The organism is Lysobacter sp. A289, assembly GCF_054072675.1.
The window spans coordinates 926,839-950,736 of the sequence record NZ_JBSVRN010000001.1 but is presented as its reverse complement, the minus strand read 5'-3'; the positions used below and the strand labels follow the sequence as shown (position 1 = coordinate 950,736).

24 protein-coding genes are annotated in these 23,898 nt (G+C 64.2%); 10 read left to right on the top strand and 14 right to left on the bottom strand.

The window, feature by feature from the left end; all coding sequences use genetic code 11:
• Positions 1 to 14: 14 nt before the first annotated feature.
• From ACW5DN_RS04425 to ACW5DN_RS04410, 4 genes are all read right to left on the bottom strand, one after another.
• Entirely contained in the window at positions 15 to 1,232 is a 1,218-nt protein-coding gene (locus tag ACW5DN_RS04425; RefSeq protein WP_456961531.1) for an oxidoreductase, read from the bottom strand.
• Positions 1,210 to 1,881: a DsbA family oxidoreductase gene (locus ACW5DN_RS04420; protein ID WP_456961530.1), complete on the bottom strand. Its 672-nt coding sequence runs from the start codon at positions 1,879 to 1,881 to the stop codon at positions 1,210 to 1,212. Before ACW5DN_RS04420 ends, ACW5DN_RS04425 begins: the two co-directional genes overlap by 23 nt.
• A gap of 13 nt (positions 1,882 to 1,894) precedes the next feature.
• Complete coding sequence (locus ACW5DN_RS04415) at positions 1,895 to 3,184, bottom strand: MFS transporter (RefSeq protein WP_456961529.1); 1,290 nt, start codon at positions 3,182 to 3,184, stop codon at positions 1,895 to 1,897.
• Between the two features lie 207 nt (positions 3,185 to 3,391).
• The gene (locus ACW5DN_RS04410; RefSeq protein ID WP_456961528.1) at positions 3,392 to 4,510 is read right to left on the bottom strand and encodes an alkene reductase; all 1,119 of its coding nucleotides are present in this window, start codon (positions 4,508 to 4,510) and stop codon (positions 3,392 to 3,394) included.
• Between the two features lie 119 nt (positions 4,511 to 4,629).
• Between ACW5DN_RS04410 and ACW5DN_RS04405 the strand changes: the two genes are divergently transcribed.
• The 6 genes from ACW5DN_RS04405 to ACW5DN_RS04380 all read left to right on the top strand — a co-directional run bounded on the left by ACW5DN_RS04405 (position 4,630) and on the right by ACW5DN_RS04380 (position 9,446).
• Entirely contained in the window at positions 4,630 to 5,268 is a 639-nt protein-coding gene (locus ACW5DN_RS04405; protein WP_456961527.1) for a TetR/AcrR family transcriptional regulator, read from the top strand.
• Positions 5,269 to 5,463: 195 nt separating this feature from the next.
• Positions 5,464 to 6,168, top strand: a complete 705-nt coding sequence (locus ACW5DN_RS04400; RefSeq protein ID WP_456961526.1) for a pirin family protein — start codon at positions 5,464 to 5,466, stop codon at positions 6,166 to 6,168.
• Between the two features lie 98 nt (positions 6,169 to 6,266).
• Positions 6,267 to 6,839 carry an NADPH-dependent FMN reductase gene (locus tag ACW5DN_RS04395; protein ID WP_456961525.1) on the top strand — a complete coding sequence of 191 codons (573 nt, stop codon included), beginning with the start codon at positions 6,267 to 6,269 and terminating at the stop codon, positions 6,837 to 6,839.
• A 39-nt stretch (positions 6,840 to 6,878) separates the two neighbouring features.
• Complete coding sequence (locus ACW5DN_RS04390; RefSeq protein ID WP_456961524.1) at positions 6,879 to 7,817, top strand: rhodanese-like domain-containing protein; 939 nt, start codon at positions 6,879 to 6,881, stop codon at positions 7,815 to 7,817.
• Between the two features lie 68 nt (positions 7,818 to 7,885).
• Complete coding sequence (locus ACW5DN_RS04385; RefSeq protein ID WP_456961523.1) at positions 7,886 to 8,779, top strand: pirin family protein; 894 nt, start codon at positions 7,886 to 7,888, stop codon at positions 8,777 to 8,779.
• Between the two features lie 133 nt (positions 8,780 to 8,912).
• Positions 8,913 to 9,446, top strand: coding sequence for an outer membrane beta-barrel protein (locus ACW5DN_RS04380; RefSeq protein ID WP_456961522.1), 534 nt, complete (start codon positions 8,913 to 8,915; stop codon positions 9,444 to 9,446).
• Between the two features lie 74 nt (positions 9,447 to 9,520).
• Here ACW5DN_RS04380 and ACW5DN_RS04375 read toward each other — a convergent pair whose 3' ends face one another.
• The 5 genes from ACW5DN_RS04375 to ACW5DN_RS04355 all read right to left on the bottom strand — a co-directional run bounded on the left by ACW5DN_RS04375 (position 9,521) and on the right by ACW5DN_RS04355 (position 13,774).
• A complete protein-coding gene (locus tag ACW5DN_RS04375) occupies positions 9,521 to 10,468 on the bottom strand; it encodes a glutathione S-transferase family protein (protein WP_456961521.1) in 948 nt (315 codons plus the stop codon).
• A gap of 221 nt (positions 10,469 to 10,689) precedes the next feature.
• Positions 10,690 to 11,904: a PQQ-dependent sugar dehydrogenase gene (locus ACW5DN_RS04370; RefSeq protein WP_456961520.1), complete on the bottom strand. Its 1,215-nt coding sequence runs from the start codon at positions 11,902 to 11,904 to the stop codon at positions 10,690 to 10,692.
• A 171-nt stretch (positions 11,905 to 12,075) separates the two neighbouring features.
• The gene (locus tag ACW5DN_RS04365) at positions 12,076 to 12,558 is read right to left on the bottom strand and encodes a DoxX family protein (RefSeq protein WP_456961519.1); all 483 of its coding nucleotides are present in this window, start codon (positions 12,556 to 12,558) and stop codon (positions 12,076 to 12,078) included.
• A 66-nt stretch (positions 12,559 to 12,624) separates the two neighbouring features.
• Positions 12,625 to 13,188, bottom strand: coding sequence for a YceI family protein (locus ACW5DN_RS04360; protein WP_456961518.1), 564 nt, complete (start codon positions 13,186 to 13,188; stop codon positions 12,625 to 12,627).
• 1 nt (position 13,189) lies between these two features.
• On the bottom strand, positions 13,190 to 13,774 hold the full coding sequence (locus tag ACW5DN_RS04355; RefSeq protein WP_456961517.1) for a cytochrome b: 585 nt from the start codon (positions 13,772 to 13,774) through the stop codon (positions 13,190 to 13,192).
• Positions 13,775 to 14,073: 299 nt separating this feature from the next.
• Between ACW5DN_RS04355 and ACW5DN_RS04350 the strand changes: the two genes are divergently transcribed.
• Positions 14,074 to 14,667, top strand: coding sequence for a YceI family protein (locus tag ACW5DN_RS04350; RefSeq protein ID WP_456961516.1), 594 nt, complete (start codon positions 14,074 to 14,076; stop codon positions 14,665 to 14,667).
• A gap of 340 nt (positions 14,668 to 15,007) precedes the next feature.
• Here the strand turns inward: ACW5DN_RS04350 and ACW5DN_RS04345 are convergent, their stop codons facing one another.
• The 4 genes from ACW5DN_RS04345 to ACW5DN_RS04330 all read right to left on the bottom strand — a co-directional run bounded on the left by ACW5DN_RS04345 (position 15,008) and on the right by ACW5DN_RS04330 (position 19,696).
• The gene (locus ACW5DN_RS04345; protein WP_456961515.1) at positions 15,008 to 16,399 is read right to left on the bottom strand and encodes a carbohydrate porin; all 1,392 of its coding nucleotides are present in this window, start codon (positions 16,397 to 16,399) and stop codon (positions 15,008 to 15,010) included.
• Complete coding sequence (locus ACW5DN_RS04340) at positions 16,383 to 18,848, bottom strand: membrane-bound PQQ-dependent dehydrogenase, glucose/quinate/shikimate family (protein WP_456962959.1); 2,466 nt, start codon at positions 18,846 to 18,848, stop codon at positions 16,383 to 16,385. The genes ACW5DN_RS04345 and ACW5DN_RS04340 overlap by 17 nt, the downstream gene beginning before the upstream one ends.
• A 48-nt stretch (positions 18,849 to 18,896) precedes the next feature.
• Positions 18,897 to 19,316 (bottom strand): DoxX family protein, encoded by a 420-nt coding sequence (locus tag ACW5DN_RS04335; protein ID WP_456961514.1) that lies wholly within the window; start codon positions 19,314 to 19,316, stop codon positions 18,897 to 18,899.
• Between the two features lie 110 nt (positions 19,317 to 19,426).
• Positions 19,427 to 19,696, bottom strand: a complete 270-nt coding sequence (locus ACW5DN_RS04330) for a pirin family protein (protein WP_456961513.1) — start codon at positions 19,694 to 19,696, stop codon at positions 19,427 to 19,429.
• A gap of 283 nt (positions 19,697 to 19,979) precedes the next feature.
• Between ACW5DN_RS04330 and ACW5DN_RS04325 the strand changes: the two genes are divergently transcribed.
• Positions 19,980 to 20,408 carry an OsmC family protein gene (locus tag ACW5DN_RS04325; protein ID WP_456961512.1) on the top strand — a complete coding sequence of 143 codons (429 nt, stop codon included), beginning with the start codon at positions 19,980 to 19,982 and terminating at the stop codon, positions 20,406 to 20,408.
• Between the two features lie 89 nt (positions 20,409 to 20,497).
• Positions 20,498 to 21,712 (top strand): alpha/beta fold hydrolase, encoded by a 1,215-nt coding sequence (locus ACW5DN_RS04320; RefSeq protein WP_456961511.1) that lies wholly within the window; start codon positions 20,498 to 20,500, stop codon positions 21,710 to 21,712.
• A gap of 356 nt (positions 21,713 to 22,068) precedes the next feature.
• Here ACW5DN_RS04320 and ACW5DN_RS04315 read toward each other — a convergent pair whose 3' ends face one another.
• A complete protein-coding gene (locus ACW5DN_RS04315; RefSeq protein ID WP_456961510.1) occupies positions 22,069 to 22,965 on the bottom strand; it encodes a LysR family transcriptional regulator in 897 nt (298 codons plus the stop codon).
• A gap of 204 nt (positions 22,966 to 23,169) precedes the next feature.
• Between ACW5DN_RS04315 and ACW5DN_RS04310 the strand changes: the two genes are divergently transcribed.
• Positions 23,170 to 23,823: a hydrolase gene (locus ACW5DN_RS04310; protein ID WP_456961509.1), complete on the top strand. Its 654-nt coding sequence runs from the start codon at positions 23,170 to 23,172 to the stop codon at positions 23,821 to 23,823.
• The last annotated feature ends 75 nt before the right edge of the window (positions 23,824 to 23,898 follow it).

Here is a 23,898-nt window from a genome sequence, read left to right as displayed (position 1 = left end):
GACCGTGGACCCGGCTACCTGGATACACAGGCAGCCGGGCTTTCAACCACCATCGGTGACGTAGCGACCACTGAAGCAGGATTCCGGGCCAGGCGTGATACCCAGGCAGCATCAGCCAACAGCCGACGGCCAACCGCGATCAGGTCGAACTCCTCTTGCTCGATCCGCTCGGTCAGGCGCCTCAAGTCCGGCCCGCTACTCGGCAGTCCAGTTGGCTCAAGCCCAACCGAGCCAACGGCGATGGTCGGAAGCTCCGTCAGTTCCTTGACCCACACGGCCAGGCTGCGATCCGATCCTGAAAAGGCCGGGCGATCGAAATGTCCATCCGATGCATGCAGCAGGGTGGCACCCGCCTGGACGATCGGGCCAAGCAGTTCTTCCAGGTCGTGGGGGCTGGTCACGATAGCGGCATTGCGGGCGCCGACCTTCCACTGCGAGAGCCGGAACGAGATCGGAAACGAGGGCCCGGTTGTCTGGCGTATCGCCGCTACGACCTTCGCCGCGAAGCGTGCGCGGCTGCGCGCCCCGCCGCTATAGGCATCCTTGCGCCGGTTGGTATGTGCCCACAGGAACTGGTCGATCAAGTAGCCGTGCGCACCGTGGACTTCAACACCATCGAAGCCGACCGACTGCGCGTACACCGCCGCCCGTGCATAAGAGGCGGCGACGCTGTCGATGTCGTCCAGCGTCATCGCCTTACCGTAACTTCCCCGGACCGCGGATATCCCTGAAGGGCTGTAAGCAAGCTCGGCATCGACGCGTCCATCGTCGTTCGCACCCTGATGGAACAGCTGCACAAAGATCTTGCCTCCGGCGGCATGGACGGCTTCGGTCATTGCCGTAAACCCGGCCTCCGCGCCGGGCGCAAGGCGCGGAACGCTTGTTTTGTCTCCTGCCGAAGGATGGTCGATGTAGGTGGCTTCGGTGATGACCAGGCCAACACCGCCATTGGCCACGCGCTGGCGGTAATGTTCTGTCATTTCATGACCCGGCACACCACCTGGAGACCGCTCCTGGCCCATCGGCGCCATGACGAAGCGGTTGGCCAAAGTCAGCGAACCAAGCACGAGTGGCCGGAATAGCGGATGCTCTGGCGCGTTGTCCGGCAGCGTGCAAACCCCATTGGCGCAGCTTCCTGCAGCATCGTCGCCCATCGAGATCCAACCGGCGAAGGAATTGTCAGTAGTTTCCATGGGCTTTCCTGCCGTATCAGATGTTCTTGGCGCCTTCATCGAGCGCGTCAGCCAAAGCACTGCGGATGGCGTTCTCGAAGACGTCCTGCGACTGGGCGCCGGAGACGGCGACCCGTCCATTGAAAATCACTGCCGGGACGCCCTGCACACCTCGGTTGAGCCATTCACGCTCGGCATCGCGAACTTCGGCCGAGTAGGCGTCACTCTCCAGCACCGTCCGCGCTTCGGCGGGATCAAGTCCGGCGGATTCCGCCAGAGCGGTCAGTACTTCACTGTCGCCGGGGTCCTGGCGGTCGGTGAAGTGGGAGTCGAACAGAGCATGCTTGAGCTCGCGCTGGCGGCCTTGCAGCTTGGCCCAGTGCAGCAGGCGATGGGCGTCGAAGGTGTTGTAGATGCGACTGTCATCGTCGAGATCAAAGACGAAGTCGACCTCTTCGCCACGTCGGCGTGTCATGTCGAAGTGCTGGTGGACTTGCCCGATGCCCAGGCCGTACTTCTGCTCCATATGCTCGATGAGGTTCTGGCCGCCCTGTGGCATCTGCGGGTTCAACTCGAACGGTTGGAAGTTGAAGTCGGCTGTGGCATCCATCACGACATTCTCGACTGCACGTTCGAGCGTCGGCAGTGCGATGGCACACCAGGTGCAGGAGATGTCGGAAACGAAATCTATTCTCAGGGGCTTGGACATGATGTTTTCCTATTCAATGGGGAACAGAGGTTGCCGCTTGCAGCGTCTGCGTTGCCGAAGGGAAGCCGCCGCGTGAAGCAAGCACGACCAGCAGCGCGCCCGCCACCAGCAACAAAGCCAGCGCCGGAAGCCAACTCACGTCCAGCCAATCCAGCGTCTTGCCGCCGATGAAAGACCCGGAGGCGATCGCAAGGTTGACGGCGGTGAACAGGACCGTGGAAGCGATGTCCGGTGCGTTGGGAGCGGCGCGCAGCATGGCGGCTTGGAACAGCATCGGAACCGCCGACCATGCCAATCCCCACAGCACCGTGGCGGCGATAGCCAGTAGCGGGATCTCATGGCGCGCTGTGAAGACCAGCACCACCATGGTGGACAAGAACAACCAGAGCGTGCTCAGGGCAGCCAGGCGAAGACGACTATCAACAAGCCTGCTCATCGCCCATACGCCGGCAATCCCGACGATTCCGAAGGCAAACAGGATGGGGGCAACGGCGCCGACGGGGACGCCGGCCTGGCGTAACGAAGACGTGACGTAGGTGTACAACGCGAAGTGAGCAGTGAAGATCAACAGGGTCGCCAAGGAAATGGCGATGACACCAGGCGTGCGAAGCACCTTGCGTAAGGACAGGTGGGGCGATGTGGCGGCACCTGGCAAAGGCGGCAAAGTCCTCCAGGCCAGCAGCGCCAGGATCAAGCCCACCGCGCCAACCAAGGCGAATGACGGTCGCCAGCCGATCAGCAGCCCAGCCGCTGCGCTCAACGGGATGCCGAGGCTCATGGCCGCGACGTTTCCAGCGAAGATCGCCGACAGCGCGCGTCCGCGCTGCGTCACTGGCACCATGCGGGTGGCCAGTGAGCCGATCATGCCCCAGAAAATGCCATGCATGATGCCCGTGACGAAGCGGATGACGATATCCAGCGCGTAGCTGTCGCTGAACGAAACAGCGATGTTGCCTAATGACAGGACGGTCAGGATCGAAACCAGCAGCGGTCGCCGCGGCAGTCTTGCCATGATGCCGGCAAGCGGTGCAGAGGTCACAACGACTGCGAACGCGAAGATCGACACAAGGAAGCCGATGCGTGCTTCGGTTTGCCCAAGATCACTGGCCATCACCTGGAGCACGCCCATGGGCAGCAACTCTGCGGTGATGAAATTGAACGTGATGGCGAACAGCAGAATCAGGACCCATGCGGGCTGTTTCACCAGACGCCATTCTTCTGTTCGGGCAACGGCGGCTCCTCCTTCGACAAGGTTCGGAGAAGTCGCAGTAGCTGGCACCAAGCCGTCCGGCTTGCGCTGCATTGTGATAATCCCTCGATACAGGAAGTCCCCCAACGGCCAAGAGGCCGCGAAAGGCTTCCTCAGATCGGGGCTTTTGAACGGTTTGGGATGGCGCCAGGGGTGTTACATCGAACGCTGCACTGTCCACCGCGTGTTCAAGCAGTGGCAGTGCGATGGCGCATCAGGGGCAGAAAATGCCCATGACGAAGTCGATCTCCAGCGGCGTGCTCATGAGGCCGGCGCCATTTCTTCCGCGGCGTACTCCGGGTAGTCGACATATCCGACCGTGGTACCGCCATAGAAGGTGTCACGGTCGGGCTCGGCCAAGGGCCATCCATGCTGCAGCCGCGCCACCAGGTCGGGATTGGAGATGAACGGCCGTCCAAACGCCGCCAGGTCCGCCAGTCCCGCAGCAAGGTCGGCCTCGGCGGTCTCGCGGGTGTAGCCGCCGGCAATGATCAGGGTGCCGACATAGGCCTGGCGGAATGCTTCGAGGAAACGCTTGCCTTCATCGGTCGCCACCAGCACGTCGCGGTTGCTGATATGCACGTAGGCGAGCTGCCGTGAAGAGAGCTGCCGCGCCAGTTCCAGCCACGTGTCCGCCTCGTCCTCGAACGCGGGCATGTCGAAGATGCGGTTGAACGGGGACAAGCGGATGCCGACGCGACCCGGGCCGATCGCTGCGGTGACGGCGTCCACGGTCTCGAGGGTGAAGCGAAGGCGATCCTCGATAGTCGCGCCGCCATAGCGGTCATCACGCGTGTTGAGCCCTGCGTTGATGAACTGCTCCAGCAGATAGCCGTTGGCGCCATGCAGTTCGACTCCGTCGAAGCCGGCGGCCACAGCGTTGTGGGCGGCAGCGACAAAGTCCTGCGTGATCCGCGGGATCTCCGCGGTTTCCAGAGCGCGTGGCATGCTGGCCTGCACCGGGCCGGGCTGACCCTGCTGGTCATAGGCGAAGGCGGTGGTGCCTTCGGCGACCTTGGCGACCGAGCTGACCGGTGCACGAGCTTCGGCCTGCACCGACACATGCGATACACGCCCGACGTGCCAGAGCTGGGCAAAGATCGCGCCGCCCCGTGTATGCACCGCGTCGGTTACGCTCTTCCAGCCCTCGACCTGGGCCGGGGTGTGCACCCCGGGCGTGAATAGGTAGCCGCGGCCTTCGTCGGAGACCTGCGAGCCTTCGGTGACGATCAGACCCGCGGTCCCACGCTGCTGGTAGTACGCCGCGGTCGCCGCATCGGGCACGGTGTCGGCGGCGCGGGAACGGGTCATCGGCGCCATGACGACGCGATTGCGCAGCGCCAGGCCCGCCAGGTTGTAGCGATCGAAAAGAGTGGTCATTGGTGCTGCCTCGATAGTTATGGATCGAATGTTCCACAACTGTACAGAGTGCCGATCCGCCTTGGGTGTAGAATTATAGAACGATCAGTACCGAATTCGTTCCGCCCTTGGAGACAGCCATGGCCACCCTCGGCCGACCACGCACCTTCGACCGTCAGCAAGCGCTGGAAAACGCCATGCACGCGTTCTGGCGCCATGGTTACGAGTCAACCTCCCTGGCACAGCTACGCTCGGCCATGGGCGGACTCTCGGCGGCCAGCTTTTACGCGGCCTTCGGTTCGAAAGAAGCCCTGTACCGGGAAACGGTCGAGCTGTACCTGTCGACGGACGGCAGTGCGGTCCGTATTGCTCTGGAGGACGCCTCGAGCTCGCCGCGCGAAGCTATTGCACGCGCGCTCCGCAGCGCGGCCAGGATCCAGACGGCTCAGGAGCACCCGTATGGCTGCATGGTCGTGCTGTCGGCACTGAACTGCTCCCCTGCCAACGATCATGTTCGTCAGTCGATGACGGACGAGCGTGCGAGTACGCAAGCGCTGGTCCACAACTGTGTACTCAAGGCGACCAAGCTTGGAGCGTTGCCACGCGGCACCGACGCCGAAGCCCTGACGCTGCTCGTCGTTACGCTCCTCAATGGCATTTCGATCCAGGCCCGTGATGGGGCATCACTGCCAGAGCTCGACAGCATGATCGACCTGGCCATGACCATGTGGGATGCCACCGCGCAGAGCGACTCTCAGGGAAGCCTTTCGTCACGCTGAGCGCTCGTGCGGCGTCGGAAAATTCGGCACGGATGATGGGTGTCGTTGCAGCGCATTACGACGGATAACCCCGATGCATAACGGAAAGTGATCGTATCAATTTCAGAAACAATGAAATGATATTTGCCCGGTTTTTACCACGCCTCTGGAAACCTAGACTGCAATCATCGAATCCACTCCATGCAGGAAAACACCATGATTGAACGTCGCCCCTTCAACGCCCTCGGCGGAGCCAACCACGGCTGGCTTGACGCCAAGCACCATTTCTCGTTTGCCGAGTACCAGGACCCGGAACGCGTCCACTGGGGCGCGCTGCGGGTCTGGAACGACGACACCATCCAGGCGGGTACCGGCTTCCCTCCCCACGCACACGCCGACATGGAAATCATCACCTACGTCCGCGAAGGTGCCATCACCCACGAGGACAACCTGGGCAACAAGGGGCGCACCGAGGCCGGTGACGTCCAGGTCATGAGCGCGGGCACCGGTATCCGCCACTCCGAGTACAACCACGAACCGGGTACCACACGGATCTTCCAGATCTGGATCATCCCGAACCAGCAGGGACGCCCGCCCTCGTGGGGCGCCAAGCCCTTCCCCAAGGGCGAGCGCTCAGGACGCTTTATCACCCTCGCCAGCGGCATCGAAGGCGATGGCGATGCGTTGCCGATCCGCACCGACGCACGGGTGCTTGGCGCGACGCTCAAGGCCGGTGAAACCACTGAGTACCACTTTGCGGGCCCCGGCCGCTTCGGCTACCTGGTACCTGCCACAGGCAAGATCGAAGTCGACGACGTTGTCCTCGATGCACGCGATGGCGCCGCGATCAGCGAAGTGGAAAGCATCAGGGTGAAGGCCCTCGAGGATTCCGAGCTCGTGCTGGTCGATACCGCGGCCTGACCGCCTGCCGCCCACATCGAGTCCGTGCTGATCGTGACCGGTGCGGTATAACTTGCAACGCGACCATAAGGTCGCGTTGCAGCCCAAGGAGACGAATGATGAAAACATACAAAGTCGGCTACCTGATCGGAAGCCTCGCGAAGGAATCGATCAACCGCAAGCTCGCCCAGGCGTTGGTCAAGCTTGCGCCGCAGCAGCTCCAGTTCCACGAGATTTCCTACAAGGACCTGCCGCTGTACAGCTATGACTACGACGCGGACTACCCCGAGGTCGGAAGCAAGTTCAAGAAAGCCATCGAAGGCTCCGATGCGATCCTGATCGTGACCCCGGAGTACAACCGTTCCATCCCCGGCGGGCTCAAGAACGCGATCGACTGGGCCAGCCGCCCTTGGGGCACCAACTCCTTCGCCAACATCCCCTCGGGCGTGATCGGCACCTCGCCCGGCGCGATCGGCACCGCGGTGGGCCAGCAGCACCTGCGCAGCATCCTCGGCTTCCTCAATTCGCCGCAAATGAACTCGCCGGAGGCCTACATCCAGTTCACTGACGGCTTCCTCAACGACGCCGGCGAGGTCGCCGATGCATCAACCGCCGAGTTCCTGCGCGGCTATCTCAAGGAGTTCCACGAATTCGTTGCGCGCGTGTTGACAGTTCTTCCGCGCGGCGCGTGATGCGCCCGCGGACATGACGGAGGTGGCACGGGCCCGACCATGGAGGCACTGAACGAACTGCTGTCGATCTACGGTCTGTGGCTCGTTTTCATCGTCGTCCTGCTCGACCAGGGCGGGATCCCGATTCCCGCCTGGCCGCCGCTTGTGGTCGCCAGCGCGCAGGCCACGGAGCGCCTGGAACCCGTGTGGCCCATTCTGCTTGCGGCCACGGTGGCGGCGCTGCTGGCCGACATGCTCTGGTACTTCGCCGGGCGTCGGCACGGCGCCCGGATGCTGCGCCTGATCTGCCGCGTCTCGCTCTCTCCCGACAGCTGCGTGTCCAGCACGCGCGCGATCTACGCGAAGTGGGGTCCGCCCTCGCTGATACTGGCCAAGTTCATCCCCGGTTTCGCCGCGGTCGGCACCACGCTGGCCGGGCACCAACGCACGCCGCTGGGCCGCTTCGCGATCTATGACGGCACCGGGGCCATGCTCTGGGCCGGTGTCGCGATCGCCACGGGCGTGGTGTTCCACGACGCAGTCAACGAAGCACTGCTGACCCTGGAGTCTCTGGGGCGCGTCGGAATTGGCCTTGTGCTGGTGGCGCTGCTGGTGTTCGTCCTGCGCAAAGTCTGGAAGCGCCACCTGTTCCTGCGCGAACTGCGCATGGAACGTATCTCCGTGCCCGAGCTGCATGCGTTGATGGAGCATCCCGAAAGGCCGCTCGTCGTGGACGTCCGCACCGACGCCGAACGTGCCGAAACCGGATGGATTCCCGGCGCGGTCCACGCGACCCGGGTAGCCGATCTGGTGTCTCGCGTCAGCGGCGAAGTGGTGGTCTATTGCGACTGCCCGAACGAAGCTTCAGCCGCACGCGTGGCCAGCCAGCTCAAGCAGCTCGGCTTTGGCCGCGTACGACCGCTGGCGGGTGGACTGGAAGCCTGGCGTCTGCACGGCCTGCCAATGGAGACCCTCCGGCCTCAACCGGATGACGCCTAACCACCGCCACATACCGTTGCTGCAATCGTCGTCCACTGCAGCTCGCCCACCCTGTCAGGAGGTTTCCCATGATTGAACTCATCATCCAGCAGCGCCGCCGCGACCTGGGCGCCTTTGAAGTCGGCCGCGTCTTGCCGTTCTCCAAGCGCCGCATGATCGGTCCCTACATCTTTTTTGATCGAATGGGCCCCAAGCAGATCGAGCGCGGCCTGCCTCGCGAAGCCGATGTCCGGCCCCACCCGCACATCGGCCTGTCGACGATCACCTACCTGTTCGACGGCGAGATCATGCATCGCGACAGCCTTGGCTCCGAACAGCCGATCCGGCCTGGCGAGGTCAACTGGATGACGTCCGGCAGTGGGATCACCCACTCCGAGCGTTTTGAAGAACTCCGCGCCAACGGCGGCCCGATGGATGGCATCCAGGCCTGGGTGGCGCTGCCGAACGAGCGCGAGGAGGTGGACCCAGGCTTCTGGCATTACCCGAGCGAGGCGCTGCCCGTGTTCGACGGGGACGGCATTGTCGGGCGCCTGATCGCTGGACGCCTGGCGGGCATTGAGTCACCGGTGAAGATCGATTCCCCGCAGTTCTACGTGCACTGGCAGGTGCCTGCCGGATCCCGGGTGACGCTGCCGGCGGAATACAGCGAGCGTGCGGTCTATGTCGCCAGGGGTGATGTTGAAGTGGCTGGCCAGCGCGTCGAGGCCGGAAGCATGGCTGTCCTCGCACCCGGCAAGGCGGCGACGGTTGCAGCGCTCCGCGACGCAGTGGTCATGGCGCTGGGTGGTGAGCCCGTCGGATCGCGCTACATCGATTGGAACTTCGTGTCCTCGTCCAAGGAGCGAATCGAACAGGCGCGCGCCGACTGGGCGGGGGGCCGGATGAAGCTGCCCGACCTGGACAACGAAGAGTTCATCCCGCTGCCGCCCAAGATTGGGGCGGCGCCGGAACCGATGTCCTGATCAGCTTGGGAATGGATTGGCTGGTTTTCGGAAACAATGAATACGTTTTTGTCGTCTTTGTTTCGCTATTCGCAACCTCCATCCTTCTTGTCAGCGAGATTCCTCGCAAGAATCCCAAGAAGGAGCTTCCAAAATGAGCAAGACCCCCATCCTCGCCGCTTCCGTTCTCGCCCTTGCCCTTGGCACGCTGTCCCTGGGCGCCCAGGCCGCCGAGCCCACCGGGTTTTATGCGGGGGCCGGCGTCGGCCAGGCGATGGTCGACGAATCATTCGTCGACGATGAAGACGTTGGCTACCAGGTGTTCGGTGGCTACCAGTTCAATTCCTACTTCGGGATGGAGGCGGCCTACACCGACTTCGGCGAGGTCGACCTGAGCGGTAACGTCGGCAAGCTCGAGGCCGATACGTGGTCCTTGGTCGCCGTCGGCACCCTGCCCTTCACCGACAAGTTCTCCGGCTATGCCAAGGCCGGCTTCCACAGCTGGGACGCCGAGGTCAGCGCCCCGGGGATCGGCCGCGCCGATGACGACGGTACCGACCCGACCTACGGCCTGGGCCTGCAATACCGCTTCAACGACACCGTCGCGCTGCGCGGCGAGTACAGCCGCTTCGAGCTGGACGATGTCGACGTTGACCTGGCGCAGGTGCAGGTGCGGTTCGATTTCTGATCGGGCTGCAAGGCACCTGCTCACGAGGCCGGCCCCGAAACGGGCCGGCCTCGTGCTTCCCGGGGATGGCATGCTCAGAACGGCTGCAGCGGCCCCAGGGGCACCACCCCGGTCGGATTGATGGTCGGGTGGCTCTCGTAGTAGTGCCGTTTGATGTGGTCGAAGTGAACCGTTTCGCCGACCCCGGGGACTTCCATCATCCGCACAGTGAACGCATGCAGGGCCGGGTAGTCGGCGATCCTGCGCAGGTTGCACTTGAAGTGTCCGTGGTAGACCGGATCGAAGCGCACCAAGGTCGTGAACAGGCGGATGTCGGCCTCCGTCATCAGGTCGCCAACGAGCCAGTTCCGGGTTGAAAGACGCTCCTCGAGCCAGTCCAGTGTTTCGAACAGAGGCCGCACCGCGTCCTCGTACGCGTCTTGGGTGGTGGCGAAGCCGGCTCGGTACACCCCGTTGTTGACGGTCGCATAGACCCGCGCGTTGACCGCGTCGATCTCCTCGCGCAGTGGCGCCGGATAGTAGTCGCCCGGCTTCGCGCCCAGAACGTCATACGCCGCATTGAACATGCGGATGATCTCGGAAGACTCGTTGCTGACGATGGTGTCCGTGGCCTGGTCCCAGAGCAGCGGCACCGTCACCCGACCCGTCATCCCGGGTAGTGCCCGGGTGTAGAGCTGGTGCAGGTACTCCGCGCCCATCACCGGATCAGGCGTGACCCCCGTGCCATTGGCGAAAGTCCAGCCGTGCTCGAGCATGCGCCAGTGCACGACCGACACCGGCACCAGCTCCTCGAGCCCTTTCAGGGCGCGCACGATCAGGGTGCGGTGCGCCCAGGGGCAGGCGTAGCTGACGTACAACCGGTAGCGACCGGGCTCGGCGCGGTGTCCACGCTGCCCATCCGGTCCGACGCCACCGTCGGCGCTCAGCCAGTCTCGGAAGCTGGCCTCCTCGCGCCGGAATTGGCCGTCCTCAGCCGTGTCGTACCACTTGTCGCGCCATTTGCCTTCAATCAACAGGCCCACGGGATTCTCCTGCGTTGTGTGCAATCGTTGGAATGCGAACAGCTGCGTATGAAAGGACGCCCTGTTCGATGACGGCCGTGTCCTGTCGAAGCTGATCGGCCGGCCGACCACGTCGCTGAAGGACTCCGTGTCTGCCACGCCAGAACAGGTCTGATGCCGCTTTGACGAGGTTTGACCACGAAATTCCCGGAGTCAAACCTCGCCCTGCATGATTGGAAGGGTCAGCTTTCGGTCGCCGACGTTGCTTGCTCCGGCGTCAGCTTCAACAACCAACCCTCGCCCTGGCGGGTGCCGTCTTCAAGCAGCCAGATGGCGCCATCGGGGCCCTGTTCAACTTCGCGGATGCGCCGCTGCATGTCGAATCGCTGCGCTTCGCGTGCGCTGTCGCCATCGAACTCGATGCGCACCAGCGACTTCGACGACATGCCGCCGATGAAACCGTTGCCCTTCCACGCCGAGAACAGGTCACCGCTGTAAATCATGAGGCCAGCGGGCGAGATCACCGGATTCCAGCTCACCACCGGCGCGCGGAATTCCGGGCGGGTGTCGTGGTCGGGGATCACGGTGCCGTCGTAGTGGTCGCCATTGGAAACGATCGGGTAGCCATAGTTGGCGCCCTTGTCGATGCGGTTGAGTTCATCGCCGCCCATGGGCCCCATTTCCTGTGCCCACAGCTGGCCGCTGGCGTCGAAGGCCAGGCCGAGGATGTTGCGGTGGCCCAGCGTCCAGATCTGCGCGGTCACGCCGCCCTGGTCGGCGAATGGATTGCCCTCTGCAGGCGTGCCGTCGTCGTTGAGGCGCACGATCTTGCCCAGGTTGGTGCCCAGGTCCTGCGCCGGGTCAAACTCCTTGCGCTCGCTCGAACTGATGAACAGCTTGCCGTCGCTGCCGAAGGCGATGCGGTAGCCGAAGTGGCCGTCGCCGCTCTTCTTCGGGTCCTGGCGCCAGATCACCTCGAGGTTCTCGAGCGCGCCACCACCCTGACCATCGAGCATCAACTTGCCGCGCGCAACCGCGGCACCCATCAGGCCCCCGTCGCCGGGTTCGTTGAAGCTGAGGTAGACCAGTCCGTTCTCGGCGTACCCGGGATGCAGGACGACATCGCCCAGACCGCCCTGGGCCACATGCTTCACCTCCGGCACCCCACTGATGTTGCCGGTCTTGCTGGTCGCCGGGTCGTAGAGGCGCAGCGTGCCCCCCATCTCGGTCACCAGCAGACTGCCGTCAGGTAGGAAAGTCATCGCCCAAGGGGTGTTGAACTTCGTTACTTCGGCAGTGGCGAAGCTGCTGGCCGCTGCGTTTTCAGGTGCGGGGAGTGTCGCCGGTGCGGTCTGCGCCGGCGTTACGACTGCGGCCTCTTCGCCGACATTGCTGCCACAGGCGGTCAGCACTCCGGCGATGGCAGCCACGATCAACATTTGTTTGAACTGGATCATTGTTTGTCCTCGGTGGATTGGAAGGAAACGCCCGGCATGAGTGATTACCCGGGTGATGACATGGCTCCGAGCAGAGCCAGCTTGTCAATCAACAGGCCCACGGGATGCTCCTATTTTGTGTGCAATCTTTGGAGTGCAAATAGCTGCATATGACAGGCTGCCAAGCTGCGGCTAACGCGTGTGGATTTCCGGATTCGACGGTGATTCCAGCCACGCTCGTAGGCGGGAGCTGGATTGAAGCTTGATGTCCATGCACCTGCTGACCGTTGCTTCGAGCGACCCCTGCGGGTTGCCGGCCGCGTGCCCATTGGCGGTCCTGCAAGCGGTTTCCGCCCCCGCAATCCTTCGGGAATGGACCCATTCATCCATGCTGAAGCCTCCGGCGCCGAGCACCGCGATCACGAACAGGACCATGGTGAACACGCTGGTGCCGGCGAACTCGAGGAATGCCGACTGTGAGATGAAGTCCCAAGGCTGCACGGCCAGCGCCGACAGTCCGAGCACTCCAAGCACGGCAGCGGCATACCGGGTCTTGAAGCCGGCCAGGAGGAACAGAGCGCCGACCCAGTTGAGGATCTCCGGATGCGATAGCTCGATCGAAACGAGGACCGCTGCCGCAAGCAGGCGTAGAAGCAGCGCATTGAAGTCGGTCATGGCGTAATTCCAGTCAGCGTTCGTTTTGTGGGCGCCGCTATGGCGGCTCCCACAGGAGAGATGGCCTCAGGGCGCCAAGCGGAAGGTCACCTTGGTCGACACGGCGACGTTGTTCGGGAGGATCGACAGATCGCCCCAGTCGCCCGCGCCCACGCCGAAGTCCAGGCGCTTGACCGTGGCCTTGCCGGCCAATACGGGGCGATCGCCCGGCGTCCAAGTGATGGTCAGGCTCACCGGCTTCTTGACCCCACTCAGCTCCAGCGTGCCGTCGGCGACGTAGCGGTCATTGCCCAGGCTGCGGAAGCCACTCGCGGTGTAGCGGGCAGTGGCGAACTTCGCCACGTTGAAGAAGGCCGCGGTCCTGAGCGTACCGTCGCGGTCGGCGTTCTTCGTGTCGGCGGTCGCCAGCGGAATCGTCACGTCGAGCTTCGCGTCCTGCGGCGCGGCCGGATCGAAACTCAACCTGGTCTGGAATTCGGGGAAGAGGCCGACGAAGGTCTCACCCTGGTACTCACTGGCGAAGGTCAGTGCGCCCGAGGACTGGACGTAGTCGGCAGCGGCGACGGGGGCCGCGTTGGTGGCGAAGGCGGCGGCCAGCGCCAAGGGAAGGATGCGGTTACGGATGTTCATTTCAGTTCTCCGGAAGGGGTTCGGTGGGCGTGGCAGAACGACGCAGGATGGGGAGCATGCGGCGCAAGGTTTCGTCGCCCTGGAAGATGTGGTGATAGAAGGCGGCGCCGGCGTGTGCCAGCACCAGCAGGAGCAGCAGCCAGAAGCCGTATTCGTGCACTTGGATGGATAGCGCTGCCAGTTCCTCGCTGCGCCCGGCAATCGCCGGCAGGTTGAACTTCTTGAACCACTGCAGCGGATAGCCCGAGGCGGAGTTGAACGCCCAGCCGCTGAGCGGGATCGCGAACATCAGCACGTACAGCGCGATGTGGGTGGCGTCTGCGATGCGTGCCTGCCAGGTCGGCGTGCCGGTCACCGGCTTCGGCGCGCCGGCAAACAGTCGCCAGACCAGGCGCAGCGCAACCAGGGCCAGCAGGGTCAGGCCCAGTGACTTGTGCAGCGCATAGGCGTTGATCTTGGCCGGCGTGGGCGGCATGTCGACCATGGTGAGACCGAGCCAGGCCAGCCACACGATCAGCACCAGGATGGCCCAGTGCATCAGCTGGCTGATGGCGCCCCAGCGGCGGTTGGAATTACGAAGTTGCATGGACTGCTCCGTCTTGATCGAGGCGGCTGATCCGCGACGAAGCCATTCTCAGTGTCTCAAAGGGGACGATAAAGAGGCGGGAAGAAACATCATTGTTTCTTATTTCATGACAACCCCGCCTGCGTGGCGCGCCCAACGCTTACTCGCAAGTCCACGGCCATTGACTCCGATTTAGGGACATTCTTGTTCCAGTAAGCGGCTTTATCCACGAAACGAGAACAATATCCTTGTCCAAGTGGTCGGCAACTGCTGTCTCGACCTATCGCCACCCGTCTTAAACCACACAACTGGAGCTTTCCATGAAAAACCGTCTTTCCCGCAGCATCCTCGCCGTCGCACTGCTCGCCTCTTCGGTCTACGCGTTTGCCGCGCCGGTGACCTACAAGATCGACCCGACCCACACCGACGTCGTGGCCCAGTGGAACCACTTCGGGTTCTCCAAGCCGATCGCGCACTTCGGCCAGGTCGACGGTTCGATCACCTACGATCCGGACAATGTCGCTGCTTCCAGTGTCGAGGTCGTGCTGCCGCTGGCCGGACTGTCCTCGCACGTGGCCGCCTTCGACGACCACTTGCGCAGCGCCGACTTATTCGACGCCGAGAACTTCTCCCACGTCACCTTCAAGAGCACGTCCGTGAAGGCGAATGGCGCCGGGAAGCTGGCCGTTACCGGTGACCTGACCATCAAGGGCATCACCAAGTCCGTGGTGCTGGATGCCAGCATCAATCAGATCGCCGAGAACCCGATGAACGGGCAGCCGACCGCGGGTTTCGACGCGGTTGCCACGATCAAGCGCACGGACTTCGATCTGGGCATGTTCGCGCCGAACGTGAGCGACGAAGTGCAACTGCGCATCACTACGGAAGCATCTGTGCCGAAACAGAGCCAGTAACCGAACTTGCTTGTGGACAAGGCCGTCGTATCCATGAGGAGCGACGGCCTTGCTTTGTCCGGATGATCCGTCGAGGGTGACGCCACAAAGCATGCCGGCCCAGGCTTTACTCAGCCCGCGCTTAGGATCTCGGAGACCAAAGCCTGGCGGAGACTTGAGAAGCGTCGTCTGAATCAACTTATCAAGCGCCCTTCTGCTTCTGGGGAGCCAATTAGCTCCCCCGGGGCTGACGCGCTCCACGCGCAAGTAGGTCGGGACAGTCTGCGGATCGAGACTGACTAAACGTGGGGCATCTTTTCCGCCGCAGCGCGAAACATGGGGCGGCTCGTCCGTACAGGCGTCAGAGCCGAATGACCATGTGCAGCCCCAGCACCAGGGCATTGCTGCGATCGTCGTTGCCGCCGGGCTGCACGATGTACTGCAGGTTGGGCTGCAGCAGCAGCCACGGCGTGGCCTGGATGCCGTAGTCGACCTCGATCACCGTTTCCCAGTGCTGCACCGGCACACTGCCCGGAACCATGCGATTGCGATCCTGCTGGTAGCGCATGAGCCGCAGGTTGGTCGGTGACCAGGCCACCATGAAGGCGGCGTAGTCATTGGGGCGTGACGCGAACGGCCCGCGGTACAGGCCGCCCACGATGGCGAAATGGCGGAACCGCGCGGTCGCGCTGTCGCCGACGCCGGCGATGCCCCCGAACGACAGCCCCCGGTCCGGGTTGCCGGGGTCCGGTCGGTACACCACCTGGCGCCCCATGACATAGCCGCCGTGGCGCCCGCCGTGCTGCAGGAAAGGCTGCCCGGTGAGGCCGGCCGGGCCGTCGTCGATGTCGGTGTGCACGTCCGGGGTGGTTGCGCTGTTGTAGTAGACGCCGATCGCAATCAGTCCCTCCAGCCTGTCCGGCGCGCGCTGCCAGCCCAGCTCGATGGGGTAGAAGTTGCCGTCGTTGTCGAGCGACAGGTCGAAGCCGTCGTCGGTGCCGCCATCGGGATTGTTCCGGTAGACGCCGGTGTTGATGTAGAAGCGGTCGGTGGGCCAGTACTTGATGCGCGCGCCCCACTGGCTGACCGGGCCGTTGATCGCGCCGCTGTTGATGGTCATCGCGTTCGCATGGCCGCAGATGACCACGTTCTGGAACTTGCAGAAGGCATCCAGGCGCGCCAGGTCGTTGCCCAGCGGCGACCAGCCCAATTGCACCGTCAGCCGGCCGTCGTCAAAGTGCTGCAGCCAGTTGAGCTGGCTCAGGCGCAGGATCTGCGCGTTGGTGTACAGCTGCTGCACCGAAAACTGGTTGTGCAGGACATCGGCGCTGAGGCTGCGCCCGGTGCGGTGGTTGAGCGTGATCTGCACGCGCGCGTCGTCGATCCCGGCCAAGCGCTCCATGTCGAGCAGGGTCTCGAGTTCGAGCTGCTGGGTATAGCGTGCGGTGCGCTTGTCACCGCCGGACAGGTTGCCGGCCACTTCGGCGGCATAGCCTGCATTGAAGATGACACCGGCGTCATTCCAACGGGTGCGGGCGCCGCCCCAATCGCCGCTGAGGGTGTCGCGTTCGCGCCAGTCGGTGGTTTCCTGCGCATGCGCTGGTATGCCCGTGCCCGCTGCGCACAAGGCGAGGAGTGCACAGACGGCCATCGCCAGCGCCGGACGACGCCGATGGCTGCGTCCGCAGCCCCGGGTATCGATGGATTGGATCCCGGTGGTGGCGGTCCTGATCCTGTCAGTCGGGGGCGCCATCGGTTCGACCCTGCGGCAACGCATAGGCGATCACATAGTCGCCGCGGTCGGGCGAGGTGCGGGCACCACCGGCGGTCACCACCACGTACTGGCGGCCGGTATCGGGCGAGACGTAGGTCATCGGCCCCGCCTGGCTGCCGACCGGCAACCGCGCCTTCCACAATTCCTTGCCGGTGCGGCCGTCGAGCGCGCGCAGGTAGTAGTCCTGGGTACCGGCGAAGAACACCAGGCCGGACTGGGTGGCCAGCGAGCCGGCCAGGGTCGGCATGCCGACCGGGATCGGCAGATGCATCTTGATGCCCAACGGGCCGGTGTCCTGCACGGTACCCAGTGGCACCTGCCAGAGGATCTCGCGGCTGGCCAGGTCGATCGCGGTCATGGTGCCGAACGGCGGCTTCTGGCAGGGGATGCCGAGCTGCGAGAGGTAACGCTCGCGCATCGCACCGTAAGGCGTGCCGTCCTGCGGGACGATGCCCATCTCGATGCCGCTGGCGGAGGTCGGGACGTCCGCGCGCGGCACCATGTAGTTGGCCAGCCCCAGGCGCATGTCGTTGACGAACATGGTGTGGGTGGTCGGGTCGACCGAGACGCCGCCCCAGTTCATGCCGCCCAGCGAGCCGGGCATCTGCAGCGAGCGGTCCAGCCCCGGCGGGGTGTACACGCCCTCGTGGCGCAGTGACTTGAACTGGATCCGGCACAGCAACTGGTCGAACGGGGTGGCGCCCCACATGTCGGACTCGACCAGGGTCTCGTTGCCGATCGAGGGCATGCCGACCGAGTACGGCTGGGTCGGTGAATAGCGCTCGCCGGGCAGGTTGCCCTGTGGCACCGGCTTTTCGACGACTTCGGCGATCGGCTCGCCGGTGACCCGGTTGAGCATGAAGATCTCGCCCTGCTTGGTGATCTGCACCAGCGCCGGCAGGGTGCCGCCGTTGCCGTCGGGCACGTCGTACAACAGCGGCTGGGCCGGGATGTCGAAGTCCCACAGGTCGCGGTGGGTCATCTGGTAGTGCCAGCGCGGCCGGCCGGTGGCGACATCCACCGCGACCACCGCCGATGAATACTTGTCGTCGAGTTCGCTGCGATGGCCGGACCAGAAGTCCGGGGTGGCGTTGCCGGTCGGCAGGTACACCAGGCCCAGTGCGGGGTCGTAGGCCATCGCCGACCACACGTTGGGCGTACCGCGGGTGTAGGTCTCGCCTTCGGGCGGGCGCAGGGTGGTGGCGGGGTTACCCGGATCCCAGGCCCAGGCCAGCTCGCCGGTGACTGCGTGGTAGGCGCGGACCACGCCGGGCGGTTCGCCGACCGAGAAGTTGTCGGCGACGCGGCCGCCGACGATCACCAGGTCGCCGGCCACCAGCGGGGTCGAGGTCTGCTGGTAGTAGCCGGGCTTGATCTCGCCCATGTCGATGCTGAGGTCGACCGTACCGTTGTCGCCGAAGTCCGCGCACGGTTGGCCGCTGTCGGCATCCAGCGCGATCAGGCGGGCGTCGAGGGTGGGCAGGAACAGGCGCTTGCTGCAGCTCGTCGAGGCAAGAGCCTGGCGTCCGACCGGATCGACGCTGGCCGATGCCGATGCCGATGCCGATGCGGTGGCGGTGGCGGTGGCTGGAGTGGCCGGTGCCGGCGTTGCTGCGGCCTCGCCGATTTCGTCGAGGGCGTCAGGTGCGACCGTGCCAGCCAGCTGCTCGTGGTAGCCAAGACCGCGACAGCGCTGCCAGTTGGGCGCGGTGGCGTGCGGGTCGAACCGCCACGCCTCCTCGCCGGTGTCCACGTCCAGCGCCAACACCTTGCCGTAGGCGGTGCACACATACAGCGTGTCGCCGATCTGCAGCGGCGTGTTCTGATCCTCGGCACCGGAGCCCGTGCTCTCGGGGATGTCGCCCGTGCGCGCCGTCCACGCGACCTGCAGTTGGCCGACGTTGTCGCGGTTGATCTGGTCGAGCGCCGCGAAGTGCGTGCCGGCGGTCGTGTTGCCCCAATGCCGCCATTCCTTCTGTGCCGCCGCCGGCGATACCGGCGTCACCGCCGGATACGGGCCGCTGGCCTGCACCATCGGGCTCGGCTGGAACGCGCGGATGGCAGTGGCGAGCAGGGCCACGGCGAGCACGGCGGCGGCGATCCATGCGCCGCGACTGCGGGTACCCGTCAGCGCGGGCCAGGCCAGCGCGACCAGCAGGCTCAGCACGCCGAACGCGAACAGCCGCGACACCAGCGGCCAGAACGCCAGGCCCACATCCCACAACGCCCAACCGAGCGTCGCCAGCATCACCAACGCATACAGCCAGGTGCCGGCGGCCCGGCGGCGGAACATCAGCACCGCCGCGACCACCAGGCCGATGCCCGCGAGCACGAAATACGGGCTGCCGCCGAGCATCAGCAGCCGGCCGCCGCCGATCGCCATGAACGCCCCGATTAACAGCGTCAGCGCGCCTACGACCGGTACCACCCACCGGGTCCCAGCACCGCTTTGCGGCAGACGACTCACGGACGGAACCTACGATTGACGCCGCATCAACGCGTAGCGACCAGCTCCGGTGACGGCAAGCAGCAGCAAGCCGCCGACGATCGCCAGGTTCTTGTAGAACTGGGTCATGTTCATGGCACGATCGGCGCCTTCCATGGACCAGAACGGATGGCCGATCAGCCCCGTCCCCAGCACGAACAGGGCCATCAGGAGCGTCAGGGGACGCACCCACACGCCGGCGATCAAGGCGAGGGCGACGAAGAACTCCATGATCACCGCAACCGCCACGGCAATCGGTGGTACGGGGGTGCCGATCGACGCCAGATACCCGACCGTTCCCTCGTAATCGATCAGTTTGGACCAGCCCGAAATGACGAAGAGCACCATCAGCAGAAAGCGGGCCAGCAGGATCAGCGCATCGCGATGCCGGTCGATCAGGGTGTCGATCATGTGGAATTTCCCCATTGGTTCTCCCAAACAAACCACCGCTGGCGTTATCGACGCGTGAAAAGTGCTCCACACTCCCAATCCACGATTGAAAGCGCCAACGCCGCAAATCCCTAGCCCTGCTGGCGGATCTCCTGCTCCGAGCCAAGGCTCTCGCGGTGCACGATCTCGCCGTCGAACAGATAGGTGATGGTCGACAGCCCGATGTGCGGATGCGGGCGAACTTCTGCCTTTCGCGGCAGTCCTGGCGCGAGGTCCTTGGGGCCCATGCGGTCGAAGAATATGTAAGGCCCGACCATGCGTCGTTTGGCGAACGGCAGTATGCGGCCCACCTCGAAGCTACCGAGGTCGCGGCGGCACTGCTGAATGATGAGTTCGATCATCGAAAGACTCCAGTCTTGAACCGAGCGGGTCCGTGGTGCTCCAACTATCGCACCAACTGCATGCAGGTGGATCGGGCCCTCCCAGATACCTGACAAGGCAGCTTCGATCAGCAGACCGAGCGAACGCCAAGCCTCCGTCGACGGTGGACAGCTCGGGCTTTAAGCAATAGCGAACGATGCCCCGTCCGGCTGCAGGAATCTTCAACCACGACCAAACCCATCATAGACAAGCGCATGATGAGACTTCGCAATTCCGCGCCACGCGACTTCGAGGAGCAATGCAATGAGCGACCATGAACTTCCAGCAGGCGATCGCCTTATTGCTCGGGCGACAAGCACTATCGGCACCGACAATTACCGGGTCGATGTAGCGGCTGGCCACCACACCCTCGTCGCAGACGAGCGCAAGGCCCATGGCGGTAGTGACAGCGGACCGACACCCTACGAGCATCTTCTGTCGGGCCTCGGCGCCTGCACCGCGATCACCCTGCGCATGTACGCCGAACGCAAGCAGTGGGAACTGCAGCGGGTGCGTGTCGAACTGCGCTTCATCCGCCATGGCGACGCTGCTCGCATCGAGCGGATCATCGCGCTTGAAGGCACGTTGACCGATGAGCAGCGCGCGCGTCTGGCCGATATTGCCGAACGCACACCCGTCACCCTCACTCTCAAATCCGGCGTGCCGATCGAGACGGAGCTTCGCGGCACATGATGTACCGTTTATAAAAACCCGGAAGAGCAGAAACGATGTCGACACAACCATTCGATTTCACCGGCGCGGATGGCCAACAGCTTTCCGGCATGCTGGACCTGCCGGAGGGTCCGGTATCGTCCTATGCGCTGTTCGCCCATTGCTTCACTTGCACGAAGAACTCGCTCGCTGCGGTTCGGCTCGGCAAGGCACTGACCGCGCTTGGCTATGGCGTGCTTCGCTTTGACTTTACCGGCCTCGGGCAAAGCGGCGGCGAGTTCGCTGACAGCAGCTTCAGCGGCAGCATCGCCGACCTGATCGCCGCCGCCGATGCGATGCGACAGGCGGGGCGGCCGCCGGCATTGTTGATCGGCCATAGCCTGGGGGGCGCCGCGGTTCTGGCGGCCGCCGGTCAGATACCTGAAACACGGGCTGTGGCGACGATTGGCGCACCTTTCGATGTCGACCATGTCACGCGGCTCTTCGCTGGCGGCATCGAGGAACTGCGCGAGAAGGGCGAGGCGGAAGTCCGGATCGGCGGGCGACCGTTCCGGCTCCGCCAGTCCTTCGTCGACGATCTTGCATCCCACGACCAGGGGGAGCGGATCCGGGCGCTCAGGAAACCCCTGCTGATCCTGCATTCGCCGCAGGATTCAATCGTTGGCATCGACAATGCGACGGCGATCTACAAGGCGGCGCTCCATCCCAAGAGCTTCATCTCGCTGGACGGCGCGGATCACCTGCTCACCGATCGCCAGGATGCGGAGTTTGCCGCCACCATCATTGCTGCCTGGTCATCGCGCTCCCTGAAGAGTGCACTGCCGGCGCGCAGCGACGCGCAGTCCGGCGTGGTGACCGTGGCGGAGACCGGTGAAGGCGACTTCCAGGTCGAGGTCAGCGCCGGCGGCGTCCATTTTCTTGCCGACGAGCCGCCCGAGGTCGGTGGCCTCGGGTCAGGTCCCACACCCTACGATCTGCTCGCCGCCGGGCTCGGCGCGTGCACGGCGATGACGCTGCGCATGTACGCGCGCGGCAAGCAACTCTCACTGGGCCGCGTGACGGTCACGGTCGGCCATAGCCGCCGACGCGGAACCGAGCCCTCGGACCTGTTCACGCGGCGTTTGCTGCTGGAAGGCAACCTGTCCGCCGAGCAGAGGCAGCGACTGGTGGAAATCGCCGGCAAATGCCCCGTGCACCGGACCCTGGAACGGGGCGCTGCGGTGGAAACCGAACTCGGTGAAGCCATGCCTGATGGAGTCGCCGACAAGCCGGGGCAGCACGCGCGCGACATGGCCACCTCCTCCGACGACGCCGAAACGTCATAGGAACCTGCCAACGCACAACGCGGGACCGGATTGCGGCCCTCAGGCGCCGCGCGGCAACACTGTCAGGACGCGGGCGATGAACTCGTGGAGTTCCTTGAGATAGTTGCCCAGGAACTCCGCCGTCGATGCGTCGGCGATCTCGCCGGCAGGGTCGGAAGCTGCCCTTCCCTACCCCGATAACGCTCCCTAATCGCACACACCAAGGGGCCGGCTGAGAGCATATATTCGCCCAGCACGATCAGCCGGGAACTGCGGCGCAAGCTCCTGCGCAGGCGGCGGTAGCGCCGCAGCGAGGTCTGCGCGATGACCGGGGTCAACTCCGGCACCGGCGCAGTCGGCCTGGTGCATCGCACCGCTCAGGCAGGGGCAGTTTCCGGCACCAGCGACGCCTGATCAAAGCACTCGATGAGCAATTCGGTCAGAGCCCGTACTTTCCGTGCTGGATGCTTACCTGGCGGGCGGACAACAAAAATGCCTGCCGGAGGCAGCGGATAGCGCGGCATGATCCGGACAAGCCTGCCGGACGCCACATACTCACTGATGATCGCATCGGGTAGCCACGCGATACCGAGTCCTGCTACGGCGGCGGTAACGAGCGCAGTCGCGTTGTCGGCCTTGAAACGCCCCCTCGGATGCACCGTGACGAGCTCATCGCCATGCATGAACTTCCAAGCTTCGGTTCCCTGCATGAGGGCCTCGTGGGCCAGGATATCGTCGGGCGCCTCAGGGGAACCGTGAGCTTTGAGGTATTCAGGGCTGGCCACAAGGCTTCCATAAACCGGCCCGACGCGTCTTGCTATCAGGTTTGAGTCCGGGAGATAGCCAACCCGGATGGCACAATCGAAACCCTCGGCGACAAGGTCAACCATCAGATCGGTGTAGCTGGTATGGATGTGGAGCTGCGGATGGTGTTGCGCCATCTGCGCGAGCACCGGCGCGAAGTGCGCCGGGCCAAAAGAAAGCGGCGCGGCGACGCGCAAACGCCCGAACAGGTCCCCGTCGGGCAGGATGGTTTCCCTGGCCAGGTCGATCTCGCTGCAGGCTTTGGCCGCAGCATCCCGAAACGTACTCCCGGCTTCGGTAAGCGCCGCGCCACGCGTGGTGCGTGCTAGCAGCTGGATACCAAGTTCCGCCTCAAGCCGGACCAATCGCCGGCTGACGATGGACTTCGAAACGCCAAGCCGGCGCGCTGCTGGGGAAACCCCTCCCGCATCGGCGACTTCCACGAATGTCCTGAGATCTTCGATGTCCACCTCGCTTCTCTCGATCTCGTGACTCGGGCTGACGTGGATAGTACCAGCCCAGCGTTCCGGCTTATGCGACACAGCATGACGCGAGAACGGGCTACCGATCCACGAAGGGGGGTGACAACGTATCTCCCCTGAGGCAGCGCACCAGTCCGCGCACGCCTTGGGGAAAAATCAGTCTCCCCCACTCTACCTGCAGAGGATGTAAGCATGCCCTTCCGTAACGGTCTTGACTCTCTACTTCGTCCCGAAGACTCGGTGCTCGTTCTGATCGACCATCAGCCCTTCCAACTGGCGAACCTCAACAGTCACGACCCGCACATGGTGGTCAACAACTCCGCGGCGCTCGCCAAGTCCGCCAAGGCATTCGGCGTGCCGACCATCCTGACCAGCGTGGTCGAGGACCGTGGCGGCCACATCTTCCCCCAGATCACCGATGTGTTCCCCGGCCAGGAGGTGATTGATCGCACCACCCTCAACACCTGGGAAGACAAGAAGGTCGTCGATGTCGTGAAGGCAACCGGCCGCAAGCAGTTGATCATCGCAGGCCTCTACACCGAGATCTGCGTCGCGATGCCGGTGATTCAGGCCCTCGGCGAAGGTTGGGACGTGACGGTGGTCACCGATGCATGCGGCGGGGTTTCCGTCGAATCCCATGAGGTGGCCATCCAGCGCATGATCGCCGCCGGAGCCAATGTGATGACCTGGCTGGCGCTTGCGTCCGAATGGTATCGCGACCACGCACGAACCGAGCACGCCGCCGAGTTCGTGAAGGTGCTCCAGCATCACGCCGCGGGTAGCGGCATTGCGTTCCTGTGGGAACAGCAGCTGCTCGATACGCCCGTCGCTGGCAGCGCGGGATGACCTGAGCAGGTACGAGGAGCTGGCTTGCGCATCCAGAGAGGCCGGTACTTAGCCGGCGACGTGCGAACGGAGACA

Excerpts from the sequence above, each read along its gene's own strand:
- ACW5DN_RS04320 (WP_456961511.1), top strand. The coding sequence starts at position 20,498 with ATGCTGGACCTGCCGGAGGGTCCGGTATCGTCCTATGCGCTGTTCGCC.
- ACW5DN_RS04355 (WP_456961517.1), bottom strand. The coding sequence starts at position 13,774 with ATGCAACTTCGTAATTCCAACCGCCGCTGGGGCGCCATCAGCCAGCTG.
- ACW5DN_RS04420 (WP_456961530.1), bottom strand. The coding sequence starts at position 1,881 with ATGTCCAAGCCCCTGAGAATAGATTTCGTTTCCGACATCTCCTGCACC.
- ACW5DN_RS04415 (WP_456961529.1), bottom strand. The coding sequence starts at position 3,184 with ATGCAGCGCAAGCCGGACGGCTTGGTGCCAGCTACTGCGACTTCTCCG.
- ACW5DN_RS04385 (WP_456961523.1), top strand. The coding sequence starts at position 7,886 with ATGATTGAACTCATCATCCAGCAGCGCCGCCGCGACCTGGGCGCCTTT.
- ACW5DN_RS04410 (WP_456961528.1), bottom strand. The coding sequence starts at position 4,510 with ATGACCACTCTTTTCGATCGCTACAACCTGGCGGGCCTGGCGCTGCGC.
- ACW5DN_RS04425 (WP_456961531.1), bottom strand. The coding sequence starts at position 1,232 with ATGAAGGCGCCAAGAACATCTGATACGGCAGGAAAGCCCATGGAAACT.
- ACW5DN_RS04330 (WP_456961513.1), bottom strand. The coding sequence starts at position 19,696 with ATGATCGAACTCATCATTCAGCAGTGCCGCCGCGACCTCGGTAGCTTC.
- ACW5DN_RS04390 (WP_456961524.1), top strand. The coding sequence starts at position 6,879 with ATGGAGGCACTGAACGAACTGCTGTCGATCTACGGTCTGTGGCTCGTT.
- ACW5DN_RS04365 (WP_456961519.1), bottom strand. The coding sequence starts at position 12,558 with ATGACCGACTTCAATGCGCTGCTTCTACGCCTGCTTGCGGCAGCGGTC.
- ACW5DN_RS04380 (WP_456961522.1), top strand. The coding sequence starts at position 8,913 with ATGAGCAAGACCCCCATCCTCGCCGCTTCCGTTCTCGCCCTTGCCCTT.
- ACW5DN_RS04345 (WP_456961515.1), bottom strand. The coding sequence starts at position 16,399 with ATGGCGCCCCCGACTGACAGGATCAGGACCGCCACCACCGGGATCCAA.
- ACW5DN_RS04325 (WP_456961512.1), top strand. The coding sequence starts at position 19,980 with ATGAGCGACCATGAACTTCCAGCAGGCGATCGCCTTATTGCTCGGGCG.
- ACW5DN_RS04310 (WP_456961509.1), top strand. The coding sequence starts at position 23,170 with ATGCCCTTCCGTAACGGTCTTGACTCTCTACTTCGTCCCGAAGACTCG.
- ACW5DN_RS04360 (WP_456961518.1), bottom strand. The coding sequence starts at position 13,188 with ATGAACATCCGTAACCGCATCCTTCCCTTGGCGCTGGCCGCCGCCTTC.
- ACW5DN_RS04350 (WP_456961516.1), top strand. The coding sequence starts at position 14,074 with ATGAAAAACCGTCTTTCCCGCAGCATCCTCGCCGTCGCACTGCTCGCC.
- ACW5DN_RS04400 (WP_456961526.1), top strand. The coding sequence starts at position 5,464 with ATGATTGAACGTCGCCCCTTCAACGCCCTCGGCGGAGCCAACCACGGC.
- ACW5DN_RS04335 (WP_456961514.1), bottom strand. The coding sequence starts at position 19,316 with ATGATCGACACCCTGATCGACCGGCATCGCGATGCGCTGATCCTGCTG.
- ACW5DN_RS04405 (WP_456961527.1), top strand. The coding sequence starts at position 4,630 with ATGGCCACCCTCGGCCGACCACGCACCTTCGACCGTCAGCAAGCGCTG.
- ACW5DN_RS04395 (WP_456961525.1), top strand. The coding sequence starts at position 6,267 with ATGAAAACATACAAAGTCGGCTACCTGATCGGAAGCCTCGCGAAGGAA.
- ACW5DN_RS04370 (WP_456961520.1), bottom strand. The coding sequence starts at position 11,904 with ATGATCCAGTTCAAACAAATGTTGATCGTGGCTGCCATCGCCGGAGTG.